The sequence below is a fragment of the Xanthomonas sp. JL1 genome (assembly GCF_038405005.1).
The window spans coordinates 15,177-40,796 of sequence record NZ_JBBYGR010000001.1 but is presented as its reverse complement, the minus strand read 5'-3'; the positions used below and the strand labels follow the sequence as shown (position 1 = coordinate 40,796).

Here is a 25,620-nt window from a genome sequence, read left to right as displayed (position 1 = left end):
CAATTTTTCACCACTTCTGAGGTGCGAAGAGACATGCCGATGGTGCCGACTCGCTTGGCGGCTGGTATTTCAGCAGCCTGTTAGACGCCGCGATATGGAGCGAATGCTTGCGCCGCTGGTGATTTCAATCTGCAACACGGCACGTTCTTCAGAGCTTATCCGCTTCCCACCGCGACTGCGCGGGAGCGGGCTCCTGCCTAGTGTGATCAGGTTGGGCAGGTCTGCCAGTGTCATGCATCGCGCTTCCATCCAGCTTCGCAAGTTCTGCAGCTTTTTCGGCTTGGTGGGAGCGTTTTTGGCCAGCGTCTGTCAATGTAGCGGCGTTTGCATGAATGAGGTGGCAACCCATGATTCCCCGCGCCTCAGGTATCTCTGCCCTTCACGGTCCGCAGGCGAAGCACGCGCAGACGCATGAGCCCGCCGGGAGTTCCACGCCGGCGCCAGACGATGGGGCCTTGTCCGGTCCCTCCATGGATGCCCTGCTGCGTGCGCTGCCTGCTCGCGCCACGGCGTCCGGCGCGCAGCGCCGCCATGTGGGCACCCTCCCTCTCCACGCGGCGTTGCCTTTCCAGTTGCCGCAGCCACCGGGCATCTCCTCTCCCGTGCAGGAGAATCCGGTAGCGCCGCATGCCGAGGATCATGAAGACGCAAGCGACGCGCTCGACTTCCAGGTCATCGCGGACGATGGCCCCGCAGCGCTGAAGGCCGCGCAGCGTACCGCCTTCATCGCCTGGGCGGTCGAGCAAGCCCGCTCCAGCCGGGATCTGCGCGCCATGGTTCGCATGGCGGAAGCGGCGGCCAGCCAGGCGGCTGCATTGCAATGTCTGCTCGACCCGGCCGATGTGGGGCATGTGCTGGAAGGCTACCGTGTCCCGCCCGAGTTCCAGAAGATGCATCGCAGGATGCTGGACGCCGCCGCGGCCTGGCGCGCCGCCGGGGAGCAGTACGGTGCGGCACAGGCGATTTTTTCCAAGCTTCACCCCGAGGCCGACGCGGGCGATGCGCGAATCCAGGCTGCCCAGGCAGCGTGCGAGAGTGCGGAACGCCAGCTCCTTGCCCGCCATCAAGTGTTCTGGGCGGCGCGGCGATCCCACTTCCCGCCCATGTTGAATTCACGCCTCCAGAGAGACATTCAGGCGCATCTGGTTCAATGTCTTCGGCAAGCGTGCGATTCCTTGGACGCGGACGCTGCCGTCAACTCGGAGACTCTTCCCCGGTACGGGATGGACAGCGTGCTCTGCTGGGAATTGGCGGGCATGATGCAAGCAGCGGCACAACGTCTGGAATGTCTGCGGAACGGGGCGTTGTCAGTGCCCGCCTTTGCGCACCTGCCCGCGGCGGACCGCGCGTTTCAGCAAAAGGAGTGGACGAGCCGTTTCATCGCCGATGCCGAGGCGCTGGAGGTCATGGCCCGACGCCTGCGCGCAGCCTGGGGCGATGCTCTGCTCGATCCCCTTCCTGTCACACAGGCGGCAGCCGATGCCCTGAGGGAAAATCTGGGCAGCGCCGTCCGCGTTGCTGCCTGGAAAGAGACCTGTTTGCGGCGCTCCTTCGGACTTCTCCTGGCTTCGCTGGGCACGTTGCGCAGCCGGGCGGAGTCCACCCCCGTCGACTCCTGCATGCCGGGGCTGCGGCAATTGGAGCGCTTGCGGCAGCTCTGCGGCGTGCTGCACACGGCAGCGAGCTTGCCCCGCGTCCTAGAGCGTTCGTTGCAACAGTGGACCGCAGCGGAGCGTGAAGGCTCGGCCGCCTTCATCGCCTCCCTGTGCGAGCGCGCCATCGCCCAGGCGCAGGCCCATGAGCAAGAGGCGCAAGCCTTGCTCGACAAGGCCTTCCTTGCGCTTTGGCAAAGCGGATCGGCGTTGCTGGGTGGGGAGGCCCGTTCCGGCTTTTCCCACGAGGTGCCGGCCCTCGATCTTCCCCAACTGGCATCCTGGGCGCGTGCCGCCGGGGTGTCACTGAAGGCCATGCCGCTGCCCGCCGCGGGCCAGGGCAGCGAGATGGCCGTCGACCGATTGCCGACGGAGCTGCGCTTGCAAGGCTTCTTCGCCCTGGCCGACGCCTGCGAACTGCTTGGCCAGCCTCCTGCCAGAACCCAGTCCGCCCTGCAGCGGGCAGAACGACTCCGGACCGTGGCGCGATCCGCCCGGTCGGCGGCCCGTGGTGCGATGGCCGAACCGCTGCAGACGCTGGCCCGGCAGTGCGATGCGGCCCATACGCTGTGCCTTGTAGCGGCAGTGCGAGCGCATGCCGCGGAGGTGTCGCAGTTGTTCGCGCAGTCCCGGCCCACGCTGGAGGCGGCAACCGACCGGTTGGGCGCCGACTTGTTCCAGAGCTGGCATTTCGCCTTCATGCCGGCCCTTGTGCAAGAGACAGAGGCAGAGCAGGCACCAGCGCCGCATGCGTCCTCCGCGGGCGATGCACCCGCGGAGACTACGCTGCCGTTGCTGGAGTCTGTGCGGTCCATTGCCTCAGAGGTGGACGCGCTGCACCGGCTGAGCATCCCCATGCCGCAGGAAATGCCGCCTGACGCCGTGCAGGAGCATCGTTGCGCGAGGGAGACCCTGGATGTCATGGTCTATGCGGCAAGAGTTTCTTCCGCATTGCTGGCCCTTTGGCAGGAAACTCCGTTCATCCTGCTGCCATGTGCCGCCTCCTCCCGGACCGCCAGGGCGGCTGAGTTCGTTCGACGGGCGATCAGCATGGACCTGGACGTTCCGGTCCCTGTGGAGCACGCGGCAGGCGCCGACGCCATGCATGCCCTGTCCCTGGCAAGGGAAGTCCGGCGGCGGGGCCGGCAGATGATTGTGGCATTGAAGACGATGCAGCAGGTGTTCCAAGTACGCACCGATAATCCTCTACAGCAAGTACAGCATCTCCGGCGCATTAGAAGCAGCCGGCTCAACGCGAAGTTTGACAGCATCGATGCGTCCTTCGACTCGTCGATAAGGTTCGTGACCGACCTGGAAGCGGAACTGCAATCGGAGATCCGGGGCGATGAACGTGATCGTGCCGGTAAAGAACGGCGGCTCCTGGCCGACTGGCGCAGTATGCTGGAGTGGCGCCTGGGACTGGAGAAAATTCTCATGCTCAGCCGCATCGCTGTTGCCATCCAGAACAAGGAACTCGATGAGTTTGCGCCCGACAGCGAGGTCGCCAAGGCGCTGGTGACGAACGTTTTGCAGTTCCTTGCCCTCATCAGAAACCTGACGTATCACAACAAGAAGGCCCAGCAACTGGGGCCGTTGCGTGAGAACCGGCCCCTGATGGTGACGGCGCTGCGTGCTTCACTGACCGCGATCCGGCAAATGCAGGACTGCGACGAGCGCACGCAGCTCATAGCGGCTCCCTGCATGCAGGGAGCGGGCGGCAGCCGTGCCAGGGCAGGCGGGCCGAAGCAGGCCAGGCAGCGTCGGCGCGCGCCATGACGCCTCCGCGGCGGTTGTCAGGCAACAGGTAACACGCAAAAGTTACCGGGCCGACTCAAGTTCCAAGTGCAACACTTTTCTCCACTGCAGACCCGCGTTTTCTGTCAAAACACTGGCTTACGTAACTTTTGCACAATCAATGGCCTGCTGGGCTGTCCGTCCATACGTTGCGCTAACAGCAGGTCTCTCGAGGTGTTGCACCTGACTCTTGAGACCGCCCCGTGTCGGCGCCGCGTGCAGCGTGTGTCGAACGCATCGGGAATGCGGCTCCGGGCGTTTGCCTTTCTTCCGTAGGTTGGGTTCTACCCCTAAATCACGGACGGTTGTAAAGGGTTTTGAACTTGTTTGTCTTGCTGGGCGACCCTTCGTCGCCTCCTCGGGTTGTGTCGGCGTTCGCTATCTTCGAACGCATCGGCTCTGGCCGCTTCCAGAGTCGAGTATCTTGATCGGTTGATAAGCTTCCTGCACGAAGCCGACGCCGGGGTCTCCATCAAGGACCTATGTCGTCTCCATGGTTTCAGCGAAGCCTCCTACTCCCTGTGGCGCAGCAAGTTCGGCGGGATGAGCGTGCCGGAGGCCAAGCGGCTCAAGGAGCTGGAGGCGGAGAACACGCGGCTGAAGAAGCTGCTGGCCGGGCAGCTGTTCGAGAACAATCTGATCAAGGATGCGCTGCGAAAAAAGTGGTGAGCGCACCGGCACGTCGTGTGCTGGTGCGCGAGTGGATCGGGCGTGGTGCCGGCGAGCGTCGTGCGTTGGCAGCGATCGGCATGAGCGCCAGTGCGCCGCGCTATTTCTCGCACGAAGACCGCAACGTCGAGCTGCGCGAGCGCGTTGTTACGTTGGCGCATCGTCATCGCCGTTATGGCGTGGGAATGATCTATCTCAAACTGCGGCAGGAAGGACGCCTCGTGAACGACAAGCGGGTGGAGCGGTTGTACCGCGAGCAGCAGCTGCAAGTCCGGCCCCGCAAGCGCAAGAAGGTGCCAGTGAGCGAGCGTCAGCCGTTGTTGCGACCATCGCAGGCCAACCAGGTGTGGTCGATGGACGTCGTCTCCGACAGCACCTCAGAAAGCCGGGTGATCGAGTGTCTGGTGATCGTGGACGACGCGACACACGAAGCAGTGACCATCGAGGGAGCGTGTGCAGAATGTTGTGTAAACGGGATTTGGCTTACAGCTGAGGGATACGCTCCTCGAACTGGATGGTAAAGCGGTTAAGCGCGGCCTTCCAATCGCGGATGGGCAACGTCCACCGCTTGCTGATGTTGCGCAGGGCCAGGGAGAGCAGCTTGATCAGCGCCTCATCGCTGGGGAAGGCACCGCGGTGCTTGGTCAGCCTGCGCAGGCCGTAGTGCACCGACTCGATGGCGTTGGCGGTGTAGATCACCTTGCGGATCTGCGGTGGGCAGTCGAAGAACGGGACCAGGCACGGCCAGTTGCGCCGCCATGACTGACCGATCGGCGCATACGCGTCGTCCCAGCGCTCCTGGAACTCGGTAAACCGCAGCTCGGCCTCCTCGGCGGTGGCGCAGGTGTCGATGCGCTTGAGGGCGGCCGCCACCTCCGGACGCCGCTTCCACGACACGTAGTTCAAGCTGTTCCGCACCATGTGCACGATGCACAGCTGCACCGTCGTCTGTGGGAACACCGCCTCAATCGCTTCGGGGAAGCCCTTCAGGCCGTCGACGCAGGCGATGAAGATGTCCTGCACGCCGCGGTTGCGCGGCTCCGTCACCACCTGCATCCAGAACTTCGCACCCTCGGTCTGGGCCAGCCACAGGCCCAGCACCTCCTTTTGGCCAGCCATCGTGATGCCGATGGCCAGGTAGACCGCCTTCACCCGCACCGCGCCCTCGCGTACTTTGACGTGAATGCAGTCGATGGAGACGATCAGGTACACCGGATCCAGCGCCCGGCTCTGCCAGGCCTTCACCTCATCGACCACGGCATCGGTCACCGAGCAGATCAGGCTGGGCGCACCTCGGCGCTGTACATCTGCTCCAGATGCCCCTGGATCGCGCGCGCCGTCATGCCGCGGGCATACACGACTGGGCGCTGATCGAAACCCACTTCCAGGACATGCTGCGAGTCGCCATCTCGATCAAACTCGGCAAGATCACCGCCTCTACAATCCTGCGCCGACTCGGCACTTACAGCCGTAAAAACAAGCTGTACTGGGCATTCCGTGAACTCGGCAAGGTAGTGCGCACACTGTTCCTGCTGCACTACATCGACGATGTCGAAGTGCGCAAGACCATCAACGCGGCGACCAATAAAAGCGAGGAATTCAACGGTTTCGTCAAATGGGCCTTCTTCGCCGGGGAAGGGATCATCGCCGAAAACGTCCAGCACGAGCAGCGCAAGATCGTGCGCTACAACCAACTCGTGGCAAATCTGATCATTCTTCATAACGTCGAGCAGATGACCCGCGTTCTGGCCGAACTGCGGGACGAAGGCCGAACCATCGGCCCTGAAGCCCTGGCAGAGCTGTCGCCATACCGGACATCGCACATCAATCGGTTAGGCGACTACACACTGGATCTCAATCGGGAGATCGACAGTGGGTTAGGACACAATCGGCTGTTTTTTACACGAATCCCTGCCGACCCTCGTTATCCTTGGCGAAAGCAGGCTCGACAATAGAATCCAGCCGAAGACATCGTTGTCGGATCTGACGCGCGTGTTCGGCACCGGCGCCCCGCTGGCGTCTTGCAGAGCGAGCGGCTGGTCACAAGATCGAGCAAAAGTCCGTCCACTCCCCTGCAGATCGCGCGGACACGTTTGTCGACGTGGCTGGGCGACACAAAAACCTCCTTGCATCTCGCACGACGATGCTGTCTCCTCGACGGCGCACCGTTGCCCCGCGCATGGACGCAATTCCCCCACAGGATCGATGCGGTCATCCCCAACCAGTCGACACTCGGGATCTGTCCGCGAAGGCGGTCATGCCGGAATTGAGAGTAGATGAGCAAGCTGCATTCCCGTTCCTCCTCCTCCTCCGACGCATCCACGCCCCGCTCCGCCCCAGTCGCCAAGGTGCTGGTGGTGGATGACGACCAGGCCATGGCCCACGTGGTCATGGGCCATATCCGTTCGCATGGCATGGAAGCCTTTGTCGCCACCAACAGCAGCGAACTGGCCGAGGCGCTGCGTCGGCGCGAGCCGGATATTCTGCTGCTGGACCTGATGCTCAAGCACGAAGACGGTCTGGACTTGTTGCGCGCCTTGCGCAAGGAATCCGATATCCCGGTGATCATCATGAGCGGCCATCGCCGCGACGAAATCGATCGCGTGGTGGGGCTGGAACTGGGCGCCGACGACTACCTGCCCAAGCCATTCGGATTGCATGAACTGACGGCGCGGATCCGCGCCGTGTTGCGCCGCCATATCACCTCCAAGATGGCGGCGGCACGCGGTGCGGGCGAAGGTCGCGTGCGCTTCGATGCGTGGGAATTCGATTTACAGGCCCGCACGGTGGGGCGCACAGGCGCACCTGCCATTGCGCTCACCAAGGGCGAATACGCGCTGCTGCGCGCCTTTGTCGATGCACCGGGACGACCACTGAGCCGCGAGCACCTGATGCGAGCCACGCGTCTGCATGAGGACGTGTTCGACCGCAGTATCGACGTGCAGATCCTGCGCCTGCGCCGCAAGCTGGAGCAGGACCCGCGCGAGCCGACGCTGATCGTGACCCAGCGCGGCGCCGGTTACGTCTTCACGCCGTCGGTCGAGCACGCTCGATGACGCAACCGCCGTCGCCGGCTCGGCCAGACCATCGCACACAGCGCTGGACGCCGGTGGCGATCATGAAGGTCGCGTTCGCTTCCACAGCGTTCCTCGCGATGCCGTCCATGCAGGCAGCTGGCGTTGCAGCCCCGTCGGTGCGCCCTAATGAGCCCATCCATGTCATCCAACCAGCAACCGGCCTGGACAGCCGCAAGGTCGCGCTGGGCGCACTGCTGTTCAATGATCGCCGGCTGTCGGGCGATAACCGCCTTGCCTGCACGTCTTGTCATCGCCTGTCCAGCAACGGTGCCGCTGCCGATGCGACGACCCGGACGCCCGGGCGCGCGCCGCCGGCGTTCAATACACCGACCATTTTCAATGCGACAGCGAACTTTCGCCTGGGCTGGCGCGGCAACTTCCGCAGTCTGGAAGTGCACACGGCTTCACTGCTCGAAAAGCCAAGCGTCATGCAGGCCGATATCGCGACGGTGGTCGGACGACTGCGACAAGACACGGTGCTCAATCAGCGCTTTCGCGCGGCCTATGGCAGGCCACCGGATCGCGCCGCGCTGTTCGATGCCATCGCCAGCTACGAACGCTCGCTGGTCACGCCGGGCAGTCGCTTCGACCTCTGGCTGCAAGGCAGCGACACGGCATTGAACGCACAAGAGTTACGCGGCTATCGCACCTTCAAGTCGATCGGCTGCATTTCCTGCCACCAAGGCGTCAACGTGGGCGGCAATCTGTTCCAGCGCAGCGGCATCTTCGCTCCCGTCACACGGGATGGCACCCCGATCCTGCGGGTTCCCAGCCTGCGTAACGTTGCCACGACCGCCCCGTACTTCCACGACGGCAGCGCCAGCACCCTGCCCCAGGCGATCAAGGCGATGGGCACCGCTCAACTTGGCGTCGCACTGAGCCCTGCGGATGTCTCCGATATCGCTGCGTTTCTGAACACATTGACCGGCAAGCACCAGGGTCGGCAGCTGACGGCGCCCCACCCATGAGGTGGGCGACGATCCTCAGCGCCGTGCTGCTGGCGGGGCTGATTTTCTTCAGTCTGTGCATGGCGGCGCTGGATCGCGACACGCAGCGTTACGGTCACGCGCTGGACGCACTCGACGCGCTGGACATGGCCGATACCAATCTCGACAACGACGTGCTGAAGGCGCGCATTGGCCTGCTGCGCGACTACGACTCGCTGGTGACCGGCGATGCCCACGCACGCGACACCTTGCAGCACCTGCGCCGGCTGGCCGACCACGACCCTGCGTTGTGCCAGGCCATCGCCGCGCTGGACGCCGACTACACGGAGAAATCGCTGCAGCGGGAGTTATTCAAATCGCAGAATTCGCTGCTGTCCAACTCGCTGGCCTACTTCTGGAGCGAGAGCAGCGCGCAGATCCGCCAAGGCGACGATCCCGCTGCGGCACGCGCAGCGAGCATGCTGGCAAGCGCCGTGCAACGCCTGAGTCTGGACACGACCGGCGAGGCGGTCGCACTGGCACGCCGGCGCCTGGACGAAGCGGCACAACGCACGACCAGCACGCCGCTGCTGCCGCATGGACGCATGCTGCTGAAGCTGTTGCCGGAGACCGATACCACCATCCGCCGCATGCGCCCGATCGCTTCGCTGGCCTCGTATGCACAGCTCAAGACGTATCTGCAAAAACAGCATGCCTGCCAGCAGGCCACCGCGCGCCAGGTCCGCTTCCTGTTGCTGGGATTGGCCGTCGTCATGTTGGGCGCCTTGCTGTACCTGGCCACGTTGCTGCGGCAGCGCGCGCGGGTATTGCGTCGACGCGCGGAGTTCGACCGCTTGATGGTTGCGGTGTCGCGCCGTCTTGTGGCCAACGATCGCCACCAGCTGGACGCTGGTATCGAGGCCGGGCTGATGCGGTTGGCGAAGTGGGCGAAGCTGCCGAGTGCCCGCCTCGGCGTGGTATCCGTCGGCGCTGACGCGCGAATCTGGCCCGATCCGCAGGACGAGGCCTTCCGCACCATGCTTGCCGCAGTGGCCGCCACCGGACCGGTCGCCGCCAGCGACGTACTGGTCGTCCACGCCAATGGCACCGTCGAGGTGTTGGGCAAGCCCGAACGCGTGCGCGGCGCGCAGTGGCTCTGCCTGCGGCAACACTCCGAAGCGGCGACGGTTGCACTGCTGTGCCTGCGGCTGCCGCCACTTTCCGCGCGCCGCGATCGTGGCCTGGCGGCACCGGCCGAACTTCTGCCGCAGTTGCACATCGCGCTCGACACCTTGTTCGATGCACTGGAGCGACGGCGACTCGAAGACGAAGCCCGGGCGCTGGAACATCGCCTGGAACTGGCCCGGCGGATGGAAACGTTGGGGACAATGGCCAGCGGCATTTCGCACAACTTCAACAACATCGTCGGCGCGATTCGTGGCAATGCCGAGATCGCCCTGTCCAAACTGGATCCGCACTCGCCGGCATCGGAGCACCTGCTCGAGATCAGCCACACCACGGCGCACGCTTACGATCTGATCGAATCCATCCTCAGTTTCGGGCGGGTGCAGAATTACAACGTACAGCCGGTTGAGTTGAACGCCTTGCTGCAAGGCGCAGTTTCGCTGCTGTCGGTGTCGCTGCCATCGACCGTCACGATCGCCCTGCAGCAGGAGCAGGAGCCACTGCACGCGCTGGGCAATCCAGCGCAACTGCAGCAGGTCATCCTCAATCTGGCCAGCAACGCGGCGCAGGCGATGGACATGCGCGGGACGGTCACGATTCAACTGTCGGCCGCCAAGGGCAGCGCAGCCGACGGCACGCCCCGTCGCATCGCGCAGCTGCGTGTCAGCGACCACGGCATCGGCATTCCTCCAGACCAACTGGATCGCATCTTCGATCTCTTCTTCACCACCCGCAATCGCGGCACCGGGCTGGGATTGGCAACGGTTCGCAAGATCATCGACAACCACGAAGGGCGGATCGACGTGGACAGCACGCTGTGTGTCGGCACGACCTTCGTGGTCGAGCTGCCACTGCGGACAGGCATTGCAGCAGCCCCCCAGGCCGCGCCCTTGCCGAAGACGCGATCGCGGCATGCGAGCTTGCTGCTGCTGTGCGACGACGCGGCCGAGCTCGACCGCCTGGAAGAAATGCTGGCCGCATTGGGACACGAACCGGTCGGCTTATTGGAGCTGCCGGCAGCCGTCGCGATGGCAACGTCCGACCCGATGCGCTTCGATGGCGTGCTGCTCAAGCGCGATCGTGCCGGCGATGCCGAACACGCGATCGACGCGCTGCATGCCGCTGCGCCGAAGCTGCCATTGATCCTCGCCACCCGTGCGATGAGCCTGGCGACACGCAAGGGTCTGGGCGGCGCCATCACCGAGATCATTGCGCAGCCGTTCGATCTGAGCGCGCTGGCGCTTGCGCTGGAACGTGCGCTGGGTCGCACGATGGACATGACAACGCAGGATGAGGGCACGCCTGCTCTGTGACAAATGAAACACAGTCGCCGCAGATCGACACCGGAACGTAGCGCGGGCTGCCTAGCCTAGTGGATGCCCAGGCGCAGTAAGCCGCCTGCATTCCACGACGAGCGATCCACGACATGAATATCCGACCAAGCGACTTACCTCTTCTGGTGTCCCTCGACGCATTGCTTGAGCTGAAGAACGTCACCCATGCCGCGCAGCGATTGCATATGAGCCAGCCGGCACTGTCCTCGCAACTCGCACGACTCCGCGTGCTGTTCAAGGATCCGTTGTTGATGCCATCGGACACCGGCCGCGGCATGGTGGCCACGCCACGCGCGGATCAACTGGCTTCGCCGCTGCGCGAAGCGATCGGCAAACTGAGCCTGCTCGGCAAGGACAGCGCGTTCGATCCAGCGACGTCGTCGGCGAGCTTCCGGATCGCAGCCGCTGCCGATGCGATCGGCACCTTGGGTGCGGGATTGGCAGGGTTGATCCAGGCCCAGGGCAATCGAAAGATGCGTTTGGAGTTCGTGCATGTGAGTTCCGACACGCGCCTGGACGCGTTCGAAAACGGCGAGCTGGATCTGCTGATCGATCACGCGCAAGCGGTTCCCGACGCGCTGCGCTTGCGCCGTTTACGCGACGAACGCTACGTGCTGGTGCAGCGCCGTGGCCATCCGCGCGGTACCGCGGCGCTGAGCGCAGCGAGCTACAGCCGTCTGGCGCATGTGCAGGTCGCGCACGCACAGGCCTGCAACCTCGCCATCGATGCGCAACTGCGGCATCTGGGGCACACCCGGCAGATCGCGGTGACCGTCTCGCAGTGCGCCACCGCGCGCGACATCGTACTGGGCACCGACATGGTCGCCACCATGCCGGCAACGCTTGCGGCAGAGCGCGGGCATGCACCGCTGGACTGCTTCGAACTGCCTTTCCCGCTGCCGGACATGGCGCTGGCGATGGCCTGGCATCGACGCAACGATGCCCATGCCGCACATCGCTGGTTGCGCGAGCGTGTGCTGGACCTGCTTGTTCCGGCAGCGCCGGCCGCAGCGGTGCCGGCCGCGGCGCGACGCACCGCCGGCCGTGCCGATCTCGTGCTATCCGTTTCGTGAGCCGCGCCATGCAGATCGACAACGCACCGTTGCTGCGACCGGTCGACGAACAGGTGCCATCCGGTCCGAACCTGGAATACACCCCGGAGTTCCAGAGCCTGGAGGAACTTGCACGACCGCGTCAGGAGCGCGCCTTGGGCGCTGGCGTGCTTGTGCCCGACGCGCCGCAATGGCGCCAGGTCGCCGAGAGCGCCGAACACTTGCTAGGGCGCTCCAAGGACTTGCGGCTGGGCATCTTGCTGAGCATCGCCCGCTTGCACCAGGACGGTCTGGTGGGCTGGTCCAGCGGCGTCGGCCTGCTCCGACAACTGCTGGAGCAGTTCTGGGGCGACGTCCATCCTCATCTGGATGCCGATGAAGACAACGACCCGACCGAACGCGTCAACGCCATCGCTGCGTTGGCCGACAGCGAGCGCACGCTGACACAGCTGCGCAACGTGCGCCTATTCAAGGGACTGCATCCAGGACATTTCTCGCTGCGCGATCTGCGCATCGTGCAAGGCACGCTCAAGCTCGCTGCGGAGGACGCGAGCGAGATACCAGATCCTGCCGCCATCGATGCCTGCCTGCGCGACTGCCCGCTGGAGGCGTTGCTTGATCTGGACGCAGCCCTGGCCGCTGCGCAGGACGACATTGCCGCAATTGCCGGCGTGTTCGCCGAGCGCACTCCGGGGCACGGTCCGGAGCTGGCACCGCTCACGCAGGATCTGGACGAGTTGCGTGCGTTCCTGCGGCCCTATGTGTCCGAACGTTCCGGATCCCCGGCCGAGCCGACCGAACATGCAGCACCGGGCGCCGACACTGTCAGGACATCGACGCCACGCGCGCACGCCGTGGAGCATCCGGACGAGGTTCGCCGCATGCTCGACCAGCTCTGCGATTACTACGCGCGGCGCGAGCCCTCCAGCCCGGTGCCGTTACTGTTGCGGCGCGCACAACGCCTGGTCGGCCTGGATTTCACCGCACTGATACGCGATCTCGCGCCGCGCGCGATTGAAGAGCTGCAAGTGGTGTCGGGCCAGGACCATTCCGACTAGAGCAGCCAACACAACGACTGCGTCGTCGCCGGTTGGGTGCGGCCGGTGCCCGGAATCGGCAGGTAGCACGCGTGCACTCCGGTTCCTGTGCGCCGTCCACGTCCACTTGACGGTGACTGGCTAAGGTTTGTTCGCCGCGCCTGGGCTCCGTTGCCGGCCTGCCCGGCCGGCATCACAGCGCTGCGATGCCGTGCCAGTACACCCAGGCCGCGCCGGCCAGCATCACCGCTGCCCACAAGCGTAGTGTCCACGAGCGCAGGGCCGCCTGCAGGGCCGTCGGCGGCGTGCGGTCGCGTCGCACCGTCACGACCGGGGTGGGCAAGGCCTGCGGCGCGGCGACGCGTCGGCGGCGCGCAGTGGGCGCACCGGCCGAGCGCGCGATCGATTGCAGCAATTGCAGGCGACGGCGCCGATATTCGGCCGGGTCCAGGCGTCGCTCCACCTGTGCTGCGTTCAACTCCTGCAGGACCAAGTTGGCCTGCGTCTCCCAGTCGTTCATTCCACGTCTCTCACCAGGCGTGCACCGATGCCGCGCGCTGCGTCGCCGTTGGAACTCACCGTGCCGGGACTGGCACAGGCAGCAACCCCGCGCTGGCTGCCGCGCACGGCTACGCCCTCGCCCTCCTGGACCCACTCGGCGAGGCCGCCAACCATGTCGAGCAGCCCCCAGCTATTAGATACCGTCGCTGTGCAGCCGTCCTCGCCGGCACGCGCCGCGCGCAGCCACTCGGCATCGCGCGGCAGCCGATAGGTACGACCGCTGGCGCTGCTCAGCCAAGCGGCGTAATCGCGGATCAAGGCAGCGCTGACCTCGTCCACAGGCGCCGACTTGCGCGTCCAGCGCGACACACGGCAGCGCTGGGTGTCGGCGCAGAACAGCGCGAAGTCGGCCACGCTGATCTCCCGACGCATCATCGCCAGTGCGCGTCCGGGCTTGGAGAGCACCACCAGCTCCGGGCCGCGGCCGTGCTTGCCCAGATCATCGCTGCAGGTGGCCGCGCCACTGGACGGAGCGGAGAGACGGCAGGGATCGCTCGGCTTGGCCGGCGGTGCGGGCATTACCGCCACCGGTTCCAGTTTCGGCAGCAGTGCCGCGGTATAGGAGACGCGTTGCCGGGCGGACTTGGCGACATCGCTCTGGAAGGCTCGGAAGCCGTCGGCGTCCTGCGCTTGCAGGGCCATCTTGCGCTCGCGCAGACGCTGCAGCACCGACGGCGCAGGGAGCGCGGTGCCGAGTTGTTCCAGTTCCATCGCCAACCGGTAACGGCCCAGCGCCTGACGCAGGCGTGGCGTGTCCTGGGCATCCAGTCCCTGCCCGATGACGACGCTGGCCTCTTTCCACCGCCCATCGCGGCACAGGGAACGCGCCAGCCCCAGGTAGGCATCGGTCAGCCGCTGTGCGCCTTCGCTGCGCAGGAACGGATGCTCCGGGCTGCTGGCCGCGATTTGCGCCAACTGCCGCTTCACCTTGGCGACGTCGTTGGCGGCGGCCGCGGCGCGCACCGACTCGATGCGCGTGGCGATCTGCGCGGCAAGCCGCGCCTGCGCGTCCTCCACCAACGGCGCTGGCGGAGCGGACGGCGTGGCGGATGCGGTGACAGTTGCCGCGTCGAGCTCGTGCGCGCACTCTCGCAGCAGAGCCGATTGCGGGAAGACGCGGCGCCCGGTGTCGAGCCAGCGGCGCGCTTCGTTGCGACGACCTGCGGTGAGCGCATCCGCACACCCGCGCCGGTAGCGCAACTCGAGTTCGGCATGCCGCAGCAGGCCGCTGTCCGGCGCCAGGCGGCGCACGCGATCGAGCAACGCCACCACGTTGCCGGGTTGATCCTCGAACAGTGCCCCGGCGGCGATCGCGCCCGTCAATGCGGTGTCCAGACCGTTGAGCAGACGATCGCGCTCCTGCTCCATGGCGCTGCGGCGTGCATCCAGGCGTGGCGAGAACAGCTTCCACTGGTCGCGCACGCTCAGGATGCGCTGTGCGCCCACATAGTCTTCGCGGCCAAGCGCCGGCTGCCAATAGTGGTCCAGGCGCCTCAGCAGGAACGCTTCGATGGTGCTGCTGTGGTCGAGGATCAAGCGCCGGCGGTCGTCTTCTCCCAGCGCCCACAACGCTGCCCGTGCGTGGGCTTCATGCGCGAACCGGTTCGGCGCTTGTGGCGAGAAGCGCTCGAGCACCCCAGCGACCTTCTCGCGTTGCGCATGCACCTGCATCCACACCGTCGCCCCGACGCCGCCCGCCAACAGCAGAACGCCCGCCAGCAGGTACGGCACCGCGCGCTCGCTGCGGCTGCGCGGACGCAGTTGCTCTAGCAACACCGTCATCGTCGGTCGTGCCGCCGCCTCGAACGCCAAGCTGCTCCGCAGCCCGCGCATCTGCCGGCGGCTCAGCGTCGGCAGCGCTGCCACGCGCAGCTGCTGCGCCTGCGCCTGCGTCGCCGATTGCTTGGCAAAGGGATGGCGGCCGGACAGCAGTTCGTACACCACGCAGCCGAACGCATAGACATCGTCGGCGAACGCCGGCTCGTCGCCGCGCAACATTTCCATGCTGGCGTAGGCAGGGGTCAGCGCGCCCAGCGTGGCCGCGTCGAACACCGTGTGGTCATCGCTGGATTCGGCGCCGGCCAGTTTCGCCGCGCGGGCGATGCCGAAGTCGAACACCTTGGCGAGGTTTCCTGCACCGACCATGACGTTGCCCGGCTTGAAGTCCGAATGCACGATGCCGGCGGCATGCGCGCGTTGCAGGGCGCGCCCCATGCCCTCGATCAGCGGCCAGGCCTCGGCCAGCGGCATGCCCTCGCCCAGCCGGCTGCGGATCAGCCCACGCAGGTCGTCGCCCTCGATGTACTCCATCGTCATGAACACGATGGCGCCGTCTTTGTCGAAGTCGTAGACGCGCACGATATGGTCGTGCGCCAGGCTCTGCGCGCGACGCGATTCGCGCTGCAAGGCGATCAGCGAATCCGGATGGCGGCGAAAGTCGTCGTTGAGTACCTTGACCGCGATGTAAGGATGACGGTCGCGCGCCTCGACCTTGCGCTCGTCGCGCGCCAGATAGACCACACCCATGCCGCCGCGGCCGATTTCGCGCACCAGCAAGAAGCGCGCTTTCAGCAGCATGCCCACGCCGACCTGCGCGTCGCCTTGCAATTGCGCAACGCGCCGCCAGCTGGAGGCGCCAGCGCTGTCGTCGGCGTGCGCCAGTGGGTTGACCCTGGTTGCCGCGTCGTCGCAAGCGTGGGCGGCGCGCTGTCGGGTGAGCGGCGCGAGCCGGGTGACCTCGTCGTCGGCAGCCGGCGGCACTGACGGCGTATCGGCGAGGTCGCGGGCCGGGCGTACGCGGGTGCGGTCGTCGTCCGGCGGCGACGTGCGGCCGGTCATGTCGTGATCGCGGGTGGTCATGGCGGCGCATTCCGTGGGGCCAGGCGCAGCGCCACGGCCGAGACGTTGTCGCGCCCGGCACGGCCGAGCGCAGTATCGAACAGGCGTGCCACCAGCGCGGCTGGCTGATGCGCGCGCCGGCAGTGGGCGGCGATCTCGGCGTCGCTGAGTTCCTTGTTGATTCCATCCGAGCACAGCAGGTAGTGCTGGCCCGGCCGGCGCGCGCACACCATCCAATCCACATACAGCGCATCGTCGGCGCCGATCGCGCGGGTGAGCGCACCGCCGGCGGGCTGCGCTCGCCCCACCTGCGTCAGATCGTCCTTGTCGCCGGCCACATGGTCGCGGGTCAGCAACTGCAGCCGGCCCTCCTCGAACGCATAGGCGCGGCTATCGCCCACCCAGCCGCACATCAGCAGCTCGTGGTCGTGCACCAGCACCACCACGGTGCTGGCGATCACATCCACTCGCCGCGCGCGCGCCAATGCACGCAATTGCCGGTTGACCTGGTTCAGCTGCGCGTCGATGGCATCGACGAACCTGGCCAGGTCGCCGTCGCGCCGCAACGCGCCCAGTGCATCGACGACCATGCGACTGGCGAGATCGCCGGCGCTGTGGCCGCCCAGTCCATCGGCCACTGCCCACAGGCCCAGATCGTCGCGCAGCAAAATCGCATCCTCGTTCCGGCGACGGACATTGCCCTGTTCGGTACGCCCGGCGGACACGTAAGACGCGCTCATTGCACTGCCTCTGCAAGACAGGCGCTCGGCGCATGCGAGGGTCCAAGCAGGATCGGCGCATGACCGGCCGCAGGCCAGCCGGCAAGACGCATCCAGGCACCCGGCGCAGATGCTGTCATCGCCGTCCACCACAGGCTGCTGCCAGCAGTGGTCGCGTCCGCAAGCGGCGGCGCCAGCACGGATGCGTCGTCGTGCGCGTGTTGGGCGAGCGCCACGCAGGCGTGGTCCAACCAGGCACCATCTTGCTGTCGCTTTGCACCGATATTGCACAACACCGTGTCGGCAGCATCCAGCCATGCGGGCAGACGCAAATGGGTCGGCGTGGCGGCAGCTGTCGCGCCATCGGCATCGCGTGCAGGCAGCGCTGCGGCGATGACCAAGGGGAACGCGCGGCCGACCCGATCGACGCTCGCCCGCATCGCCCCGACCCATGCAGCCGTCCCCGCGAGGCCGGGCATCAGCACGAAGCGCCACACCGGTGCGTGCTGCGCAGGCGTCGCGATCGTTGCCGCGTTGGCAGACAACACGCCTTGCATCGCCACATGCCACGGGTCGACAAACGTCTCCGGCAAGCGGCGATGTACGAAATCGCCAACCGCGGGCAGCTTGCCGTAGAAACCCGGCGGGCGTTGCATGGCGCTCATGGGCAACTGAACCGCTGCACGGCCGACGCCGCAAAGGGATGCCGCAGGCTGGCCGGTTGTATGTCCACGCGCACGCTGGTGCCGCCCAGCGCGAGGCTGGCGGTGTAATCCAGATCGCCGCTGCGGTGCAGCCGCCCGGCCTGCATGACCCGAAACCAGGCCCAGGGGCCGCGGTATTCGACCACTGGCAAAGCCTGTCCGCTGGCGTCCCACGCCGCCAGACGCACCAGACCTGGCGTTGGACCAGGCCAGGTCATCGACTGGGTGGCGCGCGCACCATCGCGCACGTCCAGCGCTTGCCCATCCACCTCCAGCTGCAGCCGGCGAATCCCTGCTTGCGGTGGAATGGAAACAGTAAAGGCGACCTGCGGCTGCGCACCGCCGCCGGCGAAGAATGCTTGCTTGATCTCGTCGGCCAGTTGCGCGCGCGCCAGCACGTCGTCTGCGCCAGCCGCAGCCATGCCTGCATTCCATTTCCAGCCAGGCCCGCTGGTATCGACCTTGCCGAGCAACGCCTGTTGCGCGAACCGGTCCATCCGCCCACCGGGTGCGAACAGTTCGGCGAAATCGCGCAGCGGGATCTCGTTGTTGCTGCCCGGCACGAACGGGAAACGCCCGCTCACCAGCAGCGCGCACTCACGCCCGGCGGCTTGCCGTTGCGCGTTACGCAATGCCTCGCCGGCGCTGCTGGCGGTCAATGCGCGACCACGACCGGACAAGGTCGCCATCCAGTTGCCCAGCGGCGGCGGCAGCTGTTCGGCCTGTTGCGCGGCGATCAGCAACGCCGGGGCGTTCTGGTCGGCAGCCACGCCAGCGGCGGCTCCCAACAGCGTGCGGCTCATCTGGGTCAACGCGGCCAGGGTTTCGTCCAGCGCACTGGCGCCCGGCCCACCATCGAGCAGGCGAGTGAGCGGTTCGAAATGGCGTTCGATCGGTTCGGCTGCCACATCCGGCTCGGCCGCAGCAGCAGTGTCCGCGGCAGCTGCAGCGCCCGCGCCGGCCTTCGCTGCAGGCGTGCGCCCCAGTGCGTGGGTGTGCTCGCGCAGCAACACCAGCAACGCCTTCAGCGGCGATGCCGGTCCACCCAGCTTGGCGGCCACCGCACTCGCCTGCCCGGTCTGCACGACCGGCCGCAACACCAGATCGGCCAGCAGGCTGTCCCAGGCGGCGATGTAGTCGCGCTGATACAGCGCCAATACCTCGCGCTCCAGTTGCGAGCGCGCCAACGGGTCCAGCGGTGCCGTGCCCAACACCCAATCGTCGGCGAGAAACTGCTGCACGCCATGCGCGATGCCACCGCCGATCTGTGCTTGAAACGCTTGACGGGTGAACAGCGGGGGCAATGGCGCAGACAACGGCAGGCCACTGCGGCGTTCGAAGACATCACTCAGCAGGCCCAGGCGGCGATCCAGGCGTGGGGCCTGGCCGGCATCGACCCCGGGCTGCGTCAGCTTGAGGCCACCGTAGACCAGTGCCGGCAGTTCGGCGGTTCGCAGGCTCGCCCGTGTCTGCTCGATCTGCTGCCGATCCAGCGCAAGCGCGCGCGCGCCGTCCACCGGACCCAGCAAGGCGCGCAGATGCAGGTTCAACCCCGCACGCACCGATGCATCGTCGGGAAATATCTGGCGCCAGACCGTGTCTGCCAGCGTGGCCAGATGCATTGCATCGCGCCGTGTCGGGTCTCCCAGCATCAGGTAGCCCTTCAACAATGGATACAAACGTTGCGGATCGTTGCTGGACTGCTCCAGCTTGCGTCGCAGCGATTGCGCCAATGCCGGCAGCAACGCGCCATTGAGGTCGCGCAGATACGCTTCTTGCACATCGCGCGCCAAGGCCGTGCCCTGGTGCAGCCCGAAACGTCGCGACCACGGAATCGACGCGCCCGGCGGCAGCGCCGCATCGCGCGCCTGCGCCAACGCGTCGAAACGCTGCAAGGCTTTTGCATAGAAGGCCGCCTCGCCTGCATCGGCGGGCAGCGGGCCGGCGGGATAGGCATCGAGCGCGTCGCGCACCTGCCCGATCAGCCGCACGTTGCGGGCGTAACTGCCGGCCATGCCCGACAGCACGCCCAGGGTGGTGGCGGTCAACACGGCCCAGCAGGCCAGCTGCAGCAACCGACGGCGCTGCGCGCTGCCGGGTTGGCTGCCGGCCAGTCCCGCCTCGGCGAAGACCACGTCCTTGAGCAGGCGTGACAGGAAGTAACTGCGTGGTGCGCTGCTGACGGGCGGCAGACCGGCGGCGGCAACACCGAAGTGTTGCGCCACTGCCGAGATGACGTGGTCGATCGGATGGCCTTGCTGCGTCCCCGAGCTCAGATAGACACCACGCAGCCACGGCTGGCCGGCATAGCCATGGCGGCCGAACGCGGTCTGCACGACGTCCATCAGCGCTGGCTGAAGCAACCGCAATTGCTGCGGAAAGGACAGCACCGCGGCACGCTCGCGTGCATCGCGCGCCCGATGCAGGCGCTCCAGCACGCGCTGATCGATCCGCTCCAGCAGGCGTTCGAGCTCGGTGGGGAATCGCGTCAACGGATCGGTGTCACCGGCGGCCTGCGCCTGTGGGAACGACACCCCCCACACCTGCGCGCGGCCGGCGGCATCCAGATCGGCGAAGAATTCGGCGAAGCCCGACACCAGATCGCATTTGGTCACGATCAGGTAGACCGGCACGCGTGCGCGCAGTTTCTCGACCAGTTCGTTCAGTCGATGACGTACTGCCCGCGCGTGCGACAGACCGGCATCGCCATCGAGCTCCAGCAGCTCGGCCACGCTCACGGTCACGATGACGCCGTTCAATGGCTGCCGGCGATGCCGCCGCAGCAGGTCCAGAAAGCCATGCCAGGCACCGGCATCGGCGATGGCGTCCGAATCCTGGGTGGTATAGCGCCCGGCACTGTCGAGGAACACTGCTTGGTCGGCGAACCACCAATCGCAGTTGCGCGTGCCACCGACACCTTCCAGCGCGGCGTGGGTGCCATGTGCCTTGAGGGGGAACTCCAGGCCCGAAGACTGCAGCAAGGTGCTCTTGCCGGAACCGGGCGCGCCGATCAGCAGATACCAGGGCAGCACGTGCAGGCCGGGACCGTTGCGACGGCGACGGCGCAGCACCGCCATGGCTTCGGTAAAGCGCGCACGCAGGCGGACCTGCTCCTGTGCTGCACGCGCGCGACTGTCGTTGCCGCTGGCGTCTTCGGCACGTGCTCCCTGCCCGACCAGTTCGGCGGCCAGACGTTGCTGCTTGGCGCTGTCGCGGCGCCAGCGCAGATAGCGCCACCCTGCCCACGCGAGCACCAGCACGGCCATGGCAAGCAGGCGCCCGCTCACGCTGGCAAACGGCTGCCAGCGGCCCAGGCTGAGATAGGGTCCGCCGACCCACACCAGGACGGCCAACAGACTGAGGATGGCAGCGCTGGCGAGGTAGCGGACGCGCAGGAAATCGAGCACAAAGCGCATGGGTCAGGTCTCGGGAATCAACAGGATCTCGACGCGCCGATTGCGCGCACGGTTGCCGGGCAATTGCGGCGGTAGCGCGATGGGCTGGGAATCGCCCGCGCCACTGGTCTGTACCCGGCGTCGATCGCGCAGGCCTGCCGCCAACACGGCGCCCACGCTCTCGGCGCGACGTGCGGATAAGGCGAAGTTGTCCTTGAAGCGCAGCGAGCGCACCGGCTGATCGTCGGTATGCCCCACCACCACCACCCGCCCCGGCACCTGTTCAAGCGCCGCAGCAACGCGTTCGAGCAGGTGGGTCTGATCGGCATCCAACTCCGCGCTGCCGCTGGGGAACATGGATGCGCTGGCCAGGCGCACGGTGCTGCGGCCATCGCCGTCGGTGTGGACGGTCAGCAACCCTGCGCGTTGCTCGGCCGCCAGCAGCGGTGCAAGCGCCGGTATGGTCGCCGCTCTGACTGCCGCCGGGATCGGCAACGCCACCCGCTCCAGGCCGATGCGCGCCAGCTGCGCGCTGATCGGCGCGGTCAGCGTATTGAGGCGCGCATGCAACCACACGAACGCCAGCAACACGATGCACAGCGAGGCCAGCGCCGCGATCCACAGCGGCGTGGCCGCTGCATTGCGCAGCAACGGCGCCTGCGCGCCTTGCCAATGCGGCGACAACTCGGCAGGCGCAGGCACGCGCTGACGCTGGATGAGTTGGTAGAGCTCGGCCTGGCGATCGGCCAGCCGTGCCCCGCCACCCTGCTCCACCCGATAGCGGCCACCAAAGCCCAGCGCCAATGCCAGGTACAGCAGCTCCAGCAGGTCCAGGTGCCGCGCCGGATCGCGTGCCAGCCGATCGAGCAGGTCGAAGACCTTGGCGCCGCCATAGGTTTCGCCGTGGAACGTCACCAGCAAAGTGCGCTGCGACCAGCCGCTGGCCTCGCCCCAGGGCGCGGCCAGCACCGCTTCGTCGAGCAACGTGCACAGCACGTAGCGCGCGGCGATGCCGGTCTTGTCGTCGGTGCCCTGTTGCCGCAGCTCCTGCTCGAAGCGCTGCAGGCGCGTGCCGCAGTTCTCGCGCAAGGTGGCGATCTCCGGCGTCTGCGCGGAGTGTCGCAACTGCACCGCCAGCAGCAGCAGCGGCGTGGCTGCGCGCACCACCGCATTGCCCTGCATCGCACCTGGCGTCGCGCGCATGGCGGCATCCAGATCGGGCGGTCGCCTCGTCCGCGTCGGTGATTGGCGGGGCGGCATGGATGCGGCGGGCCGCGGCGCCGGCGTCGCGCTGCGGACCACGGTGGCATCGTCGTCGTGCTGGTCGACCGTGTTGCTCATCTCAATTCCTCACCGCCCACAACTCAAGTTCCAGGCCGGGAAAACCACTGCCGAAATGCAGCGCCACGCCACCGGACGTGCGCAGCGTCTTCCACAGCGACGATTGCCGATCGAGTTCGAAGTAGGCGCAGCCGGCGTGATACGGCACCTGCCGCGGTGCCATCGCCAGCGCACTCACGGCCACCCCGGGCAGTTGCAGGTTCACCAGGTCGCGAATCTTCTCCACCGGGCCGATCTTCGATTCGGCGGGTAGCCGCTTGCGCAGATCCTCGGCGCGCAGATCCGCCTTGACTGCCAGCACGAAGGCCGCCGCGTCCAGCAAGGCCGGATCGGGCACCATGCCCACCCACACGCCGTATTTGCGTTGCTGCAAGGGCACGGCAATCGCCGACTGTTCGAGCACCGCGCTCAAGCTTTCGCGCAAGGACACCACCACCGGCTCGAAGCTCGCCTGCAGCGCATCGTGTGCGTACGGCGGAAATGGCCCGCTGCGTTTACTGGCACGGGTGAAGGTCGCGAGTTCGCCAGCCATCCCCAGCAGCACGCAATACAGCGCTTCGGGATGCTCCAGCGGCGCGCTTGCCCAATGCGCCACCAGCGGCTGGTAGCGATTGATCACCTGCAACATCAGCACGTCTGCGATTTCCGCCACGCCGCGACGGTCGCTGCCGGCCACGCGGTCGGCCAGCGCCTGGCCGCGTTGATGCAATAGCCCAAGCAATTCGGCCAGCAGCATGGACAACCGCGCGGCGCCTTCGATGCGGATGGCGGTCGGGATGAAGGCATCATCGAGAATCACCCGTCGATCGGCGCGGCACTCGACAATGCGCGCCATCGGCACCTCCACCAGCCCCTCCCCCGGTTCGGACTGCAGGCGTAGGCGACTGGCCAGCACGCCGACTTCCAGCAGGACCGTGCCGGCGATGCTGCCGGACGAATCGCCGACCTCCGCTTCGCCCACGCGATAACGGGCCAGCCGGCTGCCGTCGCCATCCGGCCAGGTGCTATCCGGCTGCGTGGTCGCGCGCAGCGGCAGCGCCAGACTCACCACCTGGTCGCGGCAGTTGGCCGGCACGTCCAACGGCGGCGGTGCCGGATCGCGATCGGGAATGGAAAACGGCGTGCCATCGGGAAAGCAGCCGCGGGCGCGCCGGATGCCGAGCTTGCCGATGGACAGCAATTCCGGCTCCAGCTCCAGTACGCTGAAACCCCACGCATGCGGCCGGAGCGCACCGGCATGCAGTTCCATGTAGCGCTCCAGATAGCGCTCCTGTTGTTGCAGGTGCTGCGGGCGCAGGAACAGGCCCTCGCTCCAGATCACCTTGTTGTAAGGGGTCATGCTCGGTCGCCGTCTGTGGGTTGAGCCTGCGCCTTGGCACGGGCCAGCTGTTGTTCGTAGGCGCGGGCGAATTCTTCGCCGAACAGGCGGCGGAAGCGCTCGTCGGGATCGCCGAGCAACTCGCGGTAATGCTGCGCGTAGCGTCGCCAGGGCCGATTGCCCCAGGAACCGAGCGCGGAGCCGGCGGTGTCTGCCTCGAAGCGCGCTGGATCGAACTGGGCAAACACATGCTCGAAGGCGGCACGCATGCCGGCCAACAAGGCCAGCTGGTGACGCCCGATGTCCTCCACCGCTTCTTCGATCGCGGCCGCACCGGTCAGATACCCAGGGCTCGGCGGCGCCAACAGGCGGGCGACCGCCTCGTCCACCGTCGCGGCGAACTTGAGCGGATTGTTCTCGGTGCGTTGGATCAGCGTGACCGGCACGCGGAGGCTGTTCTTGAACGCCGCACGCGCGCGCAAGACATCCATCAAGCCAGCGGTCATGGCGGCGAACAGCGCGGGCAGCTCGGGGGTATCCGGCGTGTGTGCAACTACCGGCTGCGCCGCGGAGGGGGCGGCAGCGCTCACCGCTACTGCCGCGCCACGCGTTTGCGAGACCGGCGTTGGCAGTGGCAGTGGCAGTGGCAGTGGTGTGGGTGTGGGTGTGGGTGTGGGTGTGGGTGTGGGTGTGGGTGTGGGTGTGGGTGTGGGTGTGGGCGTCGGTGCGGGTGCTGCCGCCGCTGGGGCAATAGGCACTGCGGCGGACGGCAGTGGCGCTTGCATGTCTGCCACTGGATCGGCAGCCGGCGGCAGCGCAAATTCGCTGCGTGTCAGGTCCCAGTGCTCGGGCAACACAACGCCGCCGGCAGCCGGCGCGGCCACGGGTGCACGGTAGGCCTCGGCCGTTGCCGGCGCATGCCCCAGCCCGAACGCCGCCGCATCGCTCTGGCGGCCGGCCAGCGTGAACGAGGTGGCGAACAATGCCAGTGGGTCGGTGTCGGTTGCCCGCATCGACGACGCCCCAAGCGCGGCGAAAACATCATGCTCCAGCGGCGCGTGCTGCGACTGCTGCGGCAGTGGCATTGCCGACAGCGTGCACGGTTCGGCGTGATTCCAGTTCTGCGTCGCGGCTGCACCAGCGGTAACGCTTGCGCCCGACACCGCCACGTCGATCTCGAAGGCATCGATGCGCAAGGCGTCGCCGGCATGCAGCGGCACCGGAAAACCGGCACGTAGCGGCACGCCGTTATGCAACACGCCGTTAGTGCTGTGGTCTTCGATGAAATACACCCCATCGAGATGGCGCACGCTGGCGTGCAGGCGCGACACCCCCTCGCCTTCGAGCACCCAATCGCAGGTGGCGTCGCGGCCGATGCGCCCGCCTTCTGCCGCGAAGCTGGCCTGCGCTTGTGTGCCGCCCGACACCGCCTGCGCATCGCGAACCGTCAGCGTCAGCCGGGGTGACACCGCGCTCATGGCGCACGCTCGCGCACGCGCAGCCCGGAGAGCAAGCGTGCGGCATCTTCGCTCCAGTTCACCAATTGCGCGTCGAAGGTCGCAGGCTCGCGTCCGGCCAGATGCAGTAACGCCGCCACTGCCGCCGCCGCGGTCAGATGCTCGGCCACCGGCGGGCCGCCCTCGTCGCTCAGGCTGCCATCGCTCCAGGCCGCGGCCGCCGCCAGCCAGGCGCCGACCGACTGATAGTCGTCGTCGGCAGCGAATGCGCGCGCGTTTTCGCGCTGGGCAGCGCCAGGCTGCTGCACCCATGCCTGCGCCAGCCGCAGACCTTCGCTGTCGTGCCCGCTGAGCGCGTGCGTGCGCATGCACTGGCACAACCATGCCACGGCATACGGCCTGGGCAACAAACGCAAGGCCAGTGGCAGCGCATCCTGGGCAAGCCCACGCGCCAACAATTCGCGCACGCCGGTCTCCGGCGCCATGTCCGCCGCCAAGGCGGCGTGCGCAGAGGGAGAGAGCCGCATCTGCCGCGCGGCGTGAAGAATCTGCAACATGGCG

At 66.9% G+C, this 25,620-nt stretch carries 15 protein-coding genes, 1 other RNA gene and 4 pseudogenes; 9 read left to right on the top strand and 11 right to left on the bottom strand.

Annotated elements, in window-relative coordinates; translation table 11 throughout:
- Positions 1-470: 470 nt before the first annotated feature.
- Positions 471-3,428, top strand: coding sequence for a type III secretion system effector protein XopU (xopU, locus tag WJW29_RS00175; protein WP_233282841.1), 2,958 nt, complete (start codon positions 471-473; stop codon positions 3,426-3,428).
- A 308-nt stretch (positions 3,429-3,736) separates the two neighbouring features.
- On the opposite strand, the pseudogene WJW29_RS00170 reads toward xopU, so the two are convergent.
- Positions 3,737-3,892, bottom strand: a pseudogene (locus tag WJW29_RS00170) (IS3 family transposase); the annotation flags it as partial.
- On the opposite strand from WJW29_RS00170, the pseudogene WJW29_RS00165 reads away from it, so the two are divergent.
- Positions 3,846-4,583, top strand: a pseudogene (locus WJW29_RS00165) (transposase); the annotation flags it as partial. The pseudogenes WJW29_RS00170 and WJW29_RS00165 sit on opposite strands and share 47 nt — an antisense overlap.
- Positions 4,584-4,598: 15 nt before the next feature.
- Here the strand turns inward: WJW29_RS00165 and WJW29_RS00160 are convergent.
- Positions 4,599-5,494, bottom strand: a pseudogene (locus tag WJW29_RS00160) (IS256 family transposase); the annotation flags it as partial.
- Here WJW29_RS00160 and WJW29_RS00155 point away from each other — a divergent pair.
- The 7 genes and pseudogenes from WJW29_RS00155 to WJW29_RS00125 form a co-directional block, all read left to right on the top strand.
- Positions 5,474-6,070 (top strand): annotated as a pseudogene (locus tag WJW29_RS00155) (Tn3 family transposase); the annotation flags it as partial. The pseudogenes WJW29_RS00160 and WJW29_RS00155 sit on opposite strands and share 21 nt — an antisense overlap.
- 321 nt (positions 6,071-6,391) lie before the next feature.
- Positions 6,392-7,171, top strand: coding sequence for a response regulator (locus tag WJW29_RS00150; RefSeq protein ID WP_011259587.1), 780 nt, complete (start codon positions 6,392-6,394; stop codon positions 7,169-7,171).
- Positions 7,168-8,160 carry a cytochrome c peroxidase gene (locus WJW29_RS00145; RefSeq protein WP_011259588.1) on the top strand — a complete coding sequence of 331 codons (993 nt, stop codon included), beginning with the start codon at positions 7,168-7,170 and terminating at the stop codon, positions 8,158-8,160. The genes WJW29_RS00150 and WJW29_RS00145 overlap by 4 nt, the downstream gene beginning before the upstream one ends.
- On the top strand, positions 8,157-10,616 hold the full coding sequence (locus WJW29_RS00140; protein ID WP_011259589.1) for a two-component system VirA-like sensor kinase: 2,460 nt from the start codon (positions 8,157-8,159) through the stop codon (positions 10,614-10,616). Before WJW29_RS00145 ends, WJW29_RS00140 begins: the two co-directional genes overlap by 4 nt.
- Before the next feature lie 113 nt (positions 10,617-10,729).
- Positions 10,730-11,710: a LysR family transcriptional regulator gene (locus tag WJW29_RS00135; RefSeq protein WP_011259590.1), complete on the top strand. Its 981-nt coding sequence runs from the start codon at positions 10,730-10,732 to the stop codon at positions 11,708-11,710.
- 8 nt (positions 11,711-11,718) lie between these two features.
- The gene (gene tssA / locus WJW29_RS00130; RefSeq protein ID WP_041182188.1) at positions 11,719-12,747 is read left to right on the top strand and encodes a type VI secretion system protein TssA; all 1,029 of its coding nucleotides are present in this window, start codon (positions 11,719-11,721) and stop codon (positions 12,745-12,747) included.
- A gap of 60 nt (positions 12,748-12,807) precedes the next feature.
- A non-coding RNA gene (locus tag WJW29_RS00125) (sX9 sRNA) lies at positions 12,808-12,883 on the top strand.
- A 36-nt stretch (positions 12,884-12,919) separates the two neighbouring features.
- Here the strand turns inward: WJW29_RS00125 and WJW29_RS00120 are convergent.
- From WJW29_RS00120 to WJW29_RS00080, 9 genes are read right to left on the bottom strand one after another with little or no spacing between them, the layout of a single operon-like run.
- Positions 12,920-13,246: a hypothetical protein gene (locus WJW29_RS00120; RefSeq protein WP_012444504.1), complete on the bottom strand. Its 327-nt coding sequence runs from the start codon at positions 13,244-13,246 to the stop codon at positions 12,920-12,922.
- Positions 13,243-16,146: a bifunctional serine/threonine-protein kinase/formylglycine-generating enzyme family protein gene (locus tag WJW29_RS00115; protein ID WP_027703483.1), complete on the bottom strand. Its 2,904-nt coding sequence runs from the start codon at positions 16,144-16,146 to the stop codon at positions 13,243-13,245. The genes WJW29_RS00120 and WJW29_RS00115 overlap by 4 nt, the downstream gene beginning before the upstream one ends.
- Positions 16,143-16,865, bottom strand: coding sequence for a PP2C family serine/threonine-protein phosphatase (locus WJW29_RS00110; protein ID WP_011259593.1), 723 nt, complete (start codon positions 16,863-16,865; stop codon positions 16,143-16,145). The genes WJW29_RS00115 and WJW29_RS00110 overlap by 4 nt, the downstream gene beginning before the upstream one ends.
- Positions 16,862-17,509: a type VI secretion system-associated protein TagF gene (gene tagF / locus WJW29_RS00105; protein ID WP_041182189.1), complete on the bottom strand. Its 648-nt coding sequence runs from the start codon at positions 17,507-17,509 to the stop codon at positions 16,862-16,864. Before tagF ends, WJW29_RS00110 begins: the two co-directional genes overlap by 4 nt.
- Positions 17,506-20,964 carry a type VI secretion system membrane subunit TssM gene (tssM, locus tag WJW29_RS00100; protein ID WP_011259595.1) on the bottom strand — a complete coding sequence of 1,153 codons (3,459 nt, stop codon included), beginning with the start codon at positions 20,962-20,964 and terminating at the stop codon, positions 17,506-17,508. Before tssM ends, tagF begins: the two co-directional genes overlap by 4 nt.
- A 3-nt stretch (positions 20,965-20,967) precedes the next feature.
- Positions 20,968-22,284 carry a type IVB secretion system protein IcmH/DotU gene (icmH, locus tag WJW29_RS00095; RefSeq protein ID WP_011259596.1) on the bottom strand — a complete coding sequence of 439 codons (1,317 nt, stop codon included), beginning with the start codon at positions 22,282-22,284 and terminating at the stop codon, positions 20,968-20,970.
- A gap of 1 nt (position 22,285) precedes the next feature.
- Positions 22,286-23,623, bottom strand: coding sequence for a type VI secretion system baseplate subunit TssK (tssK, locus tag WJW29_RS00090; protein WP_011408949.1), 1,338 nt, complete (start codon positions 23,621-23,623; stop codon positions 22,286-22,288).
- Positions 23,620-25,080, bottom strand: a complete 1,461-nt coding sequence (tagH, locus tag WJW29_RS00085; RefSeq protein ID WP_113124183.1) for a type VI secretion system-associated FHA domain protein TagH — start codon at positions 25,078-25,080, stop codon at positions 23,620-23,622. Before tagH ends, tssK begins: the two co-directional genes overlap by 4 nt.
- Positions 25,077-25,616, bottom strand: coding sequence for a hypothetical protein (locus WJW29_RS00080; protein ID WP_011408951.1), 540 nt, complete (start codon positions 25,614-25,616; stop codon positions 25,077-25,079). The genes tagH and WJW29_RS00080 overlap by 4 nt, the downstream gene beginning before the upstream one ends.
- Positions 25,617-25,620: the final 4 nt, after the last annotated feature.

What these genes read in the sequence shown, in the direction of transcription:
- tssA (WP_041182188.1), top strand. Translation starts at nt 11,719, where the DNA reads ATGCAGATCGACAACGCACCGTTGCTGCGACCGGTCGACGAACAGGTG.
- tssK (WP_011408949.1), bottom strand. Translation starts at nt 23,623, where the DNA reads ATGACCCCTTACAACAAGGTGATCTGGAGCGAGGGCCTGTTCCTGCGC.
- icmH (WP_011259596.1), bottom strand. Translation starts at nt 22,284, where the DNA reads ATGAGCAACACGGTCGACCAGCACGACGACGATGCCACCGTGGTCCGC.
- WJW29_RS00145 (WP_011259588.1), top strand. Translation starts at nt 7,168, where the DNA reads ATGACGCAACCGCCGTCGCCGGCTCGGCCAGACCATCGCACACAGCGC.
- xopU (WP_233282841.1), top strand. Translation starts at nt 471, where the DNA reads ATGGATGCCCTGCTGCGTGCGCTGCCTGCTCGCGCCACGGCGTCCGGC.
- WJW29_RS00140 (WP_011259589.1), top strand. Translation starts at nt 8,157, where the DNA reads ATGAGGTGGGCGACGATCCTCAGCGCCGTGCTGCTGGCGGGGCTGATT.
- WJW29_RS00120 (WP_012444504.1), bottom strand. Translation starts at nt 13,246, where the DNA reads ATGAACGACTGGGAGACGCAGGCCAACTTGGTCCTGCAGGAGTTGAAC.
- WJW29_RS00115 (WP_027703483.1), bottom strand. Translation starts at nt 16,146, where the DNA reads ATGACCACCCGCGATCACGACATGACCGGCCGCACGTCGCCGCCGGAC.
- WJW29_RS00080 (WP_011408951.1), bottom strand. Translation starts at nt 25,616, where the DNA reads ATGTTGCAGATTCTTCACGCCGCGCGGCAGATGCGGCTCTCTCCCTCT.
- WJW29_RS00135 (WP_011259590.1), top strand. Translation starts at nt 10,730, where the DNA reads ATGAATATCCGACCAAGCGACTTACCTCTTCTGGTGTCCCTCGACGCA.
- tagF (WP_041182189.1), bottom strand. Translation starts at nt 17,509, where the DNA reads ATGAGCGCCATGCAACGCCCGCCGGGTTTCTACGGCAAGCTGCCCGCG.
- WJW29_RS00150 (WP_011259587.1), top strand. Translation starts at nt 6,392, where the DNA reads ATGAGCAAGCTGCATTCCCGTTCCTCCTCCTCCTCCGACGCATCCACG.
- tssM (WP_011259595.1), bottom strand. Translation starts at nt 20,964, where the DNA reads ATGCGCTTTGTGCTCGATTTCCTGCGCGTCCGCTACCTCGCCAGCGCT.
- WJW29_RS00110 (WP_011259593.1), bottom strand. Translation starts at nt 16,865, where the DNA reads ATGAGCGCGTCTTACGTGTCCGCCGGGCGTACCGAACAGGGCAATGTC.
- tagH (WP_113124183.1), bottom strand. Translation starts at nt 25,080, where the DNA reads ATGAGCGCGGTGTCACCCCGGCTGACGCTGACGGTTCGCGATGCGCAG.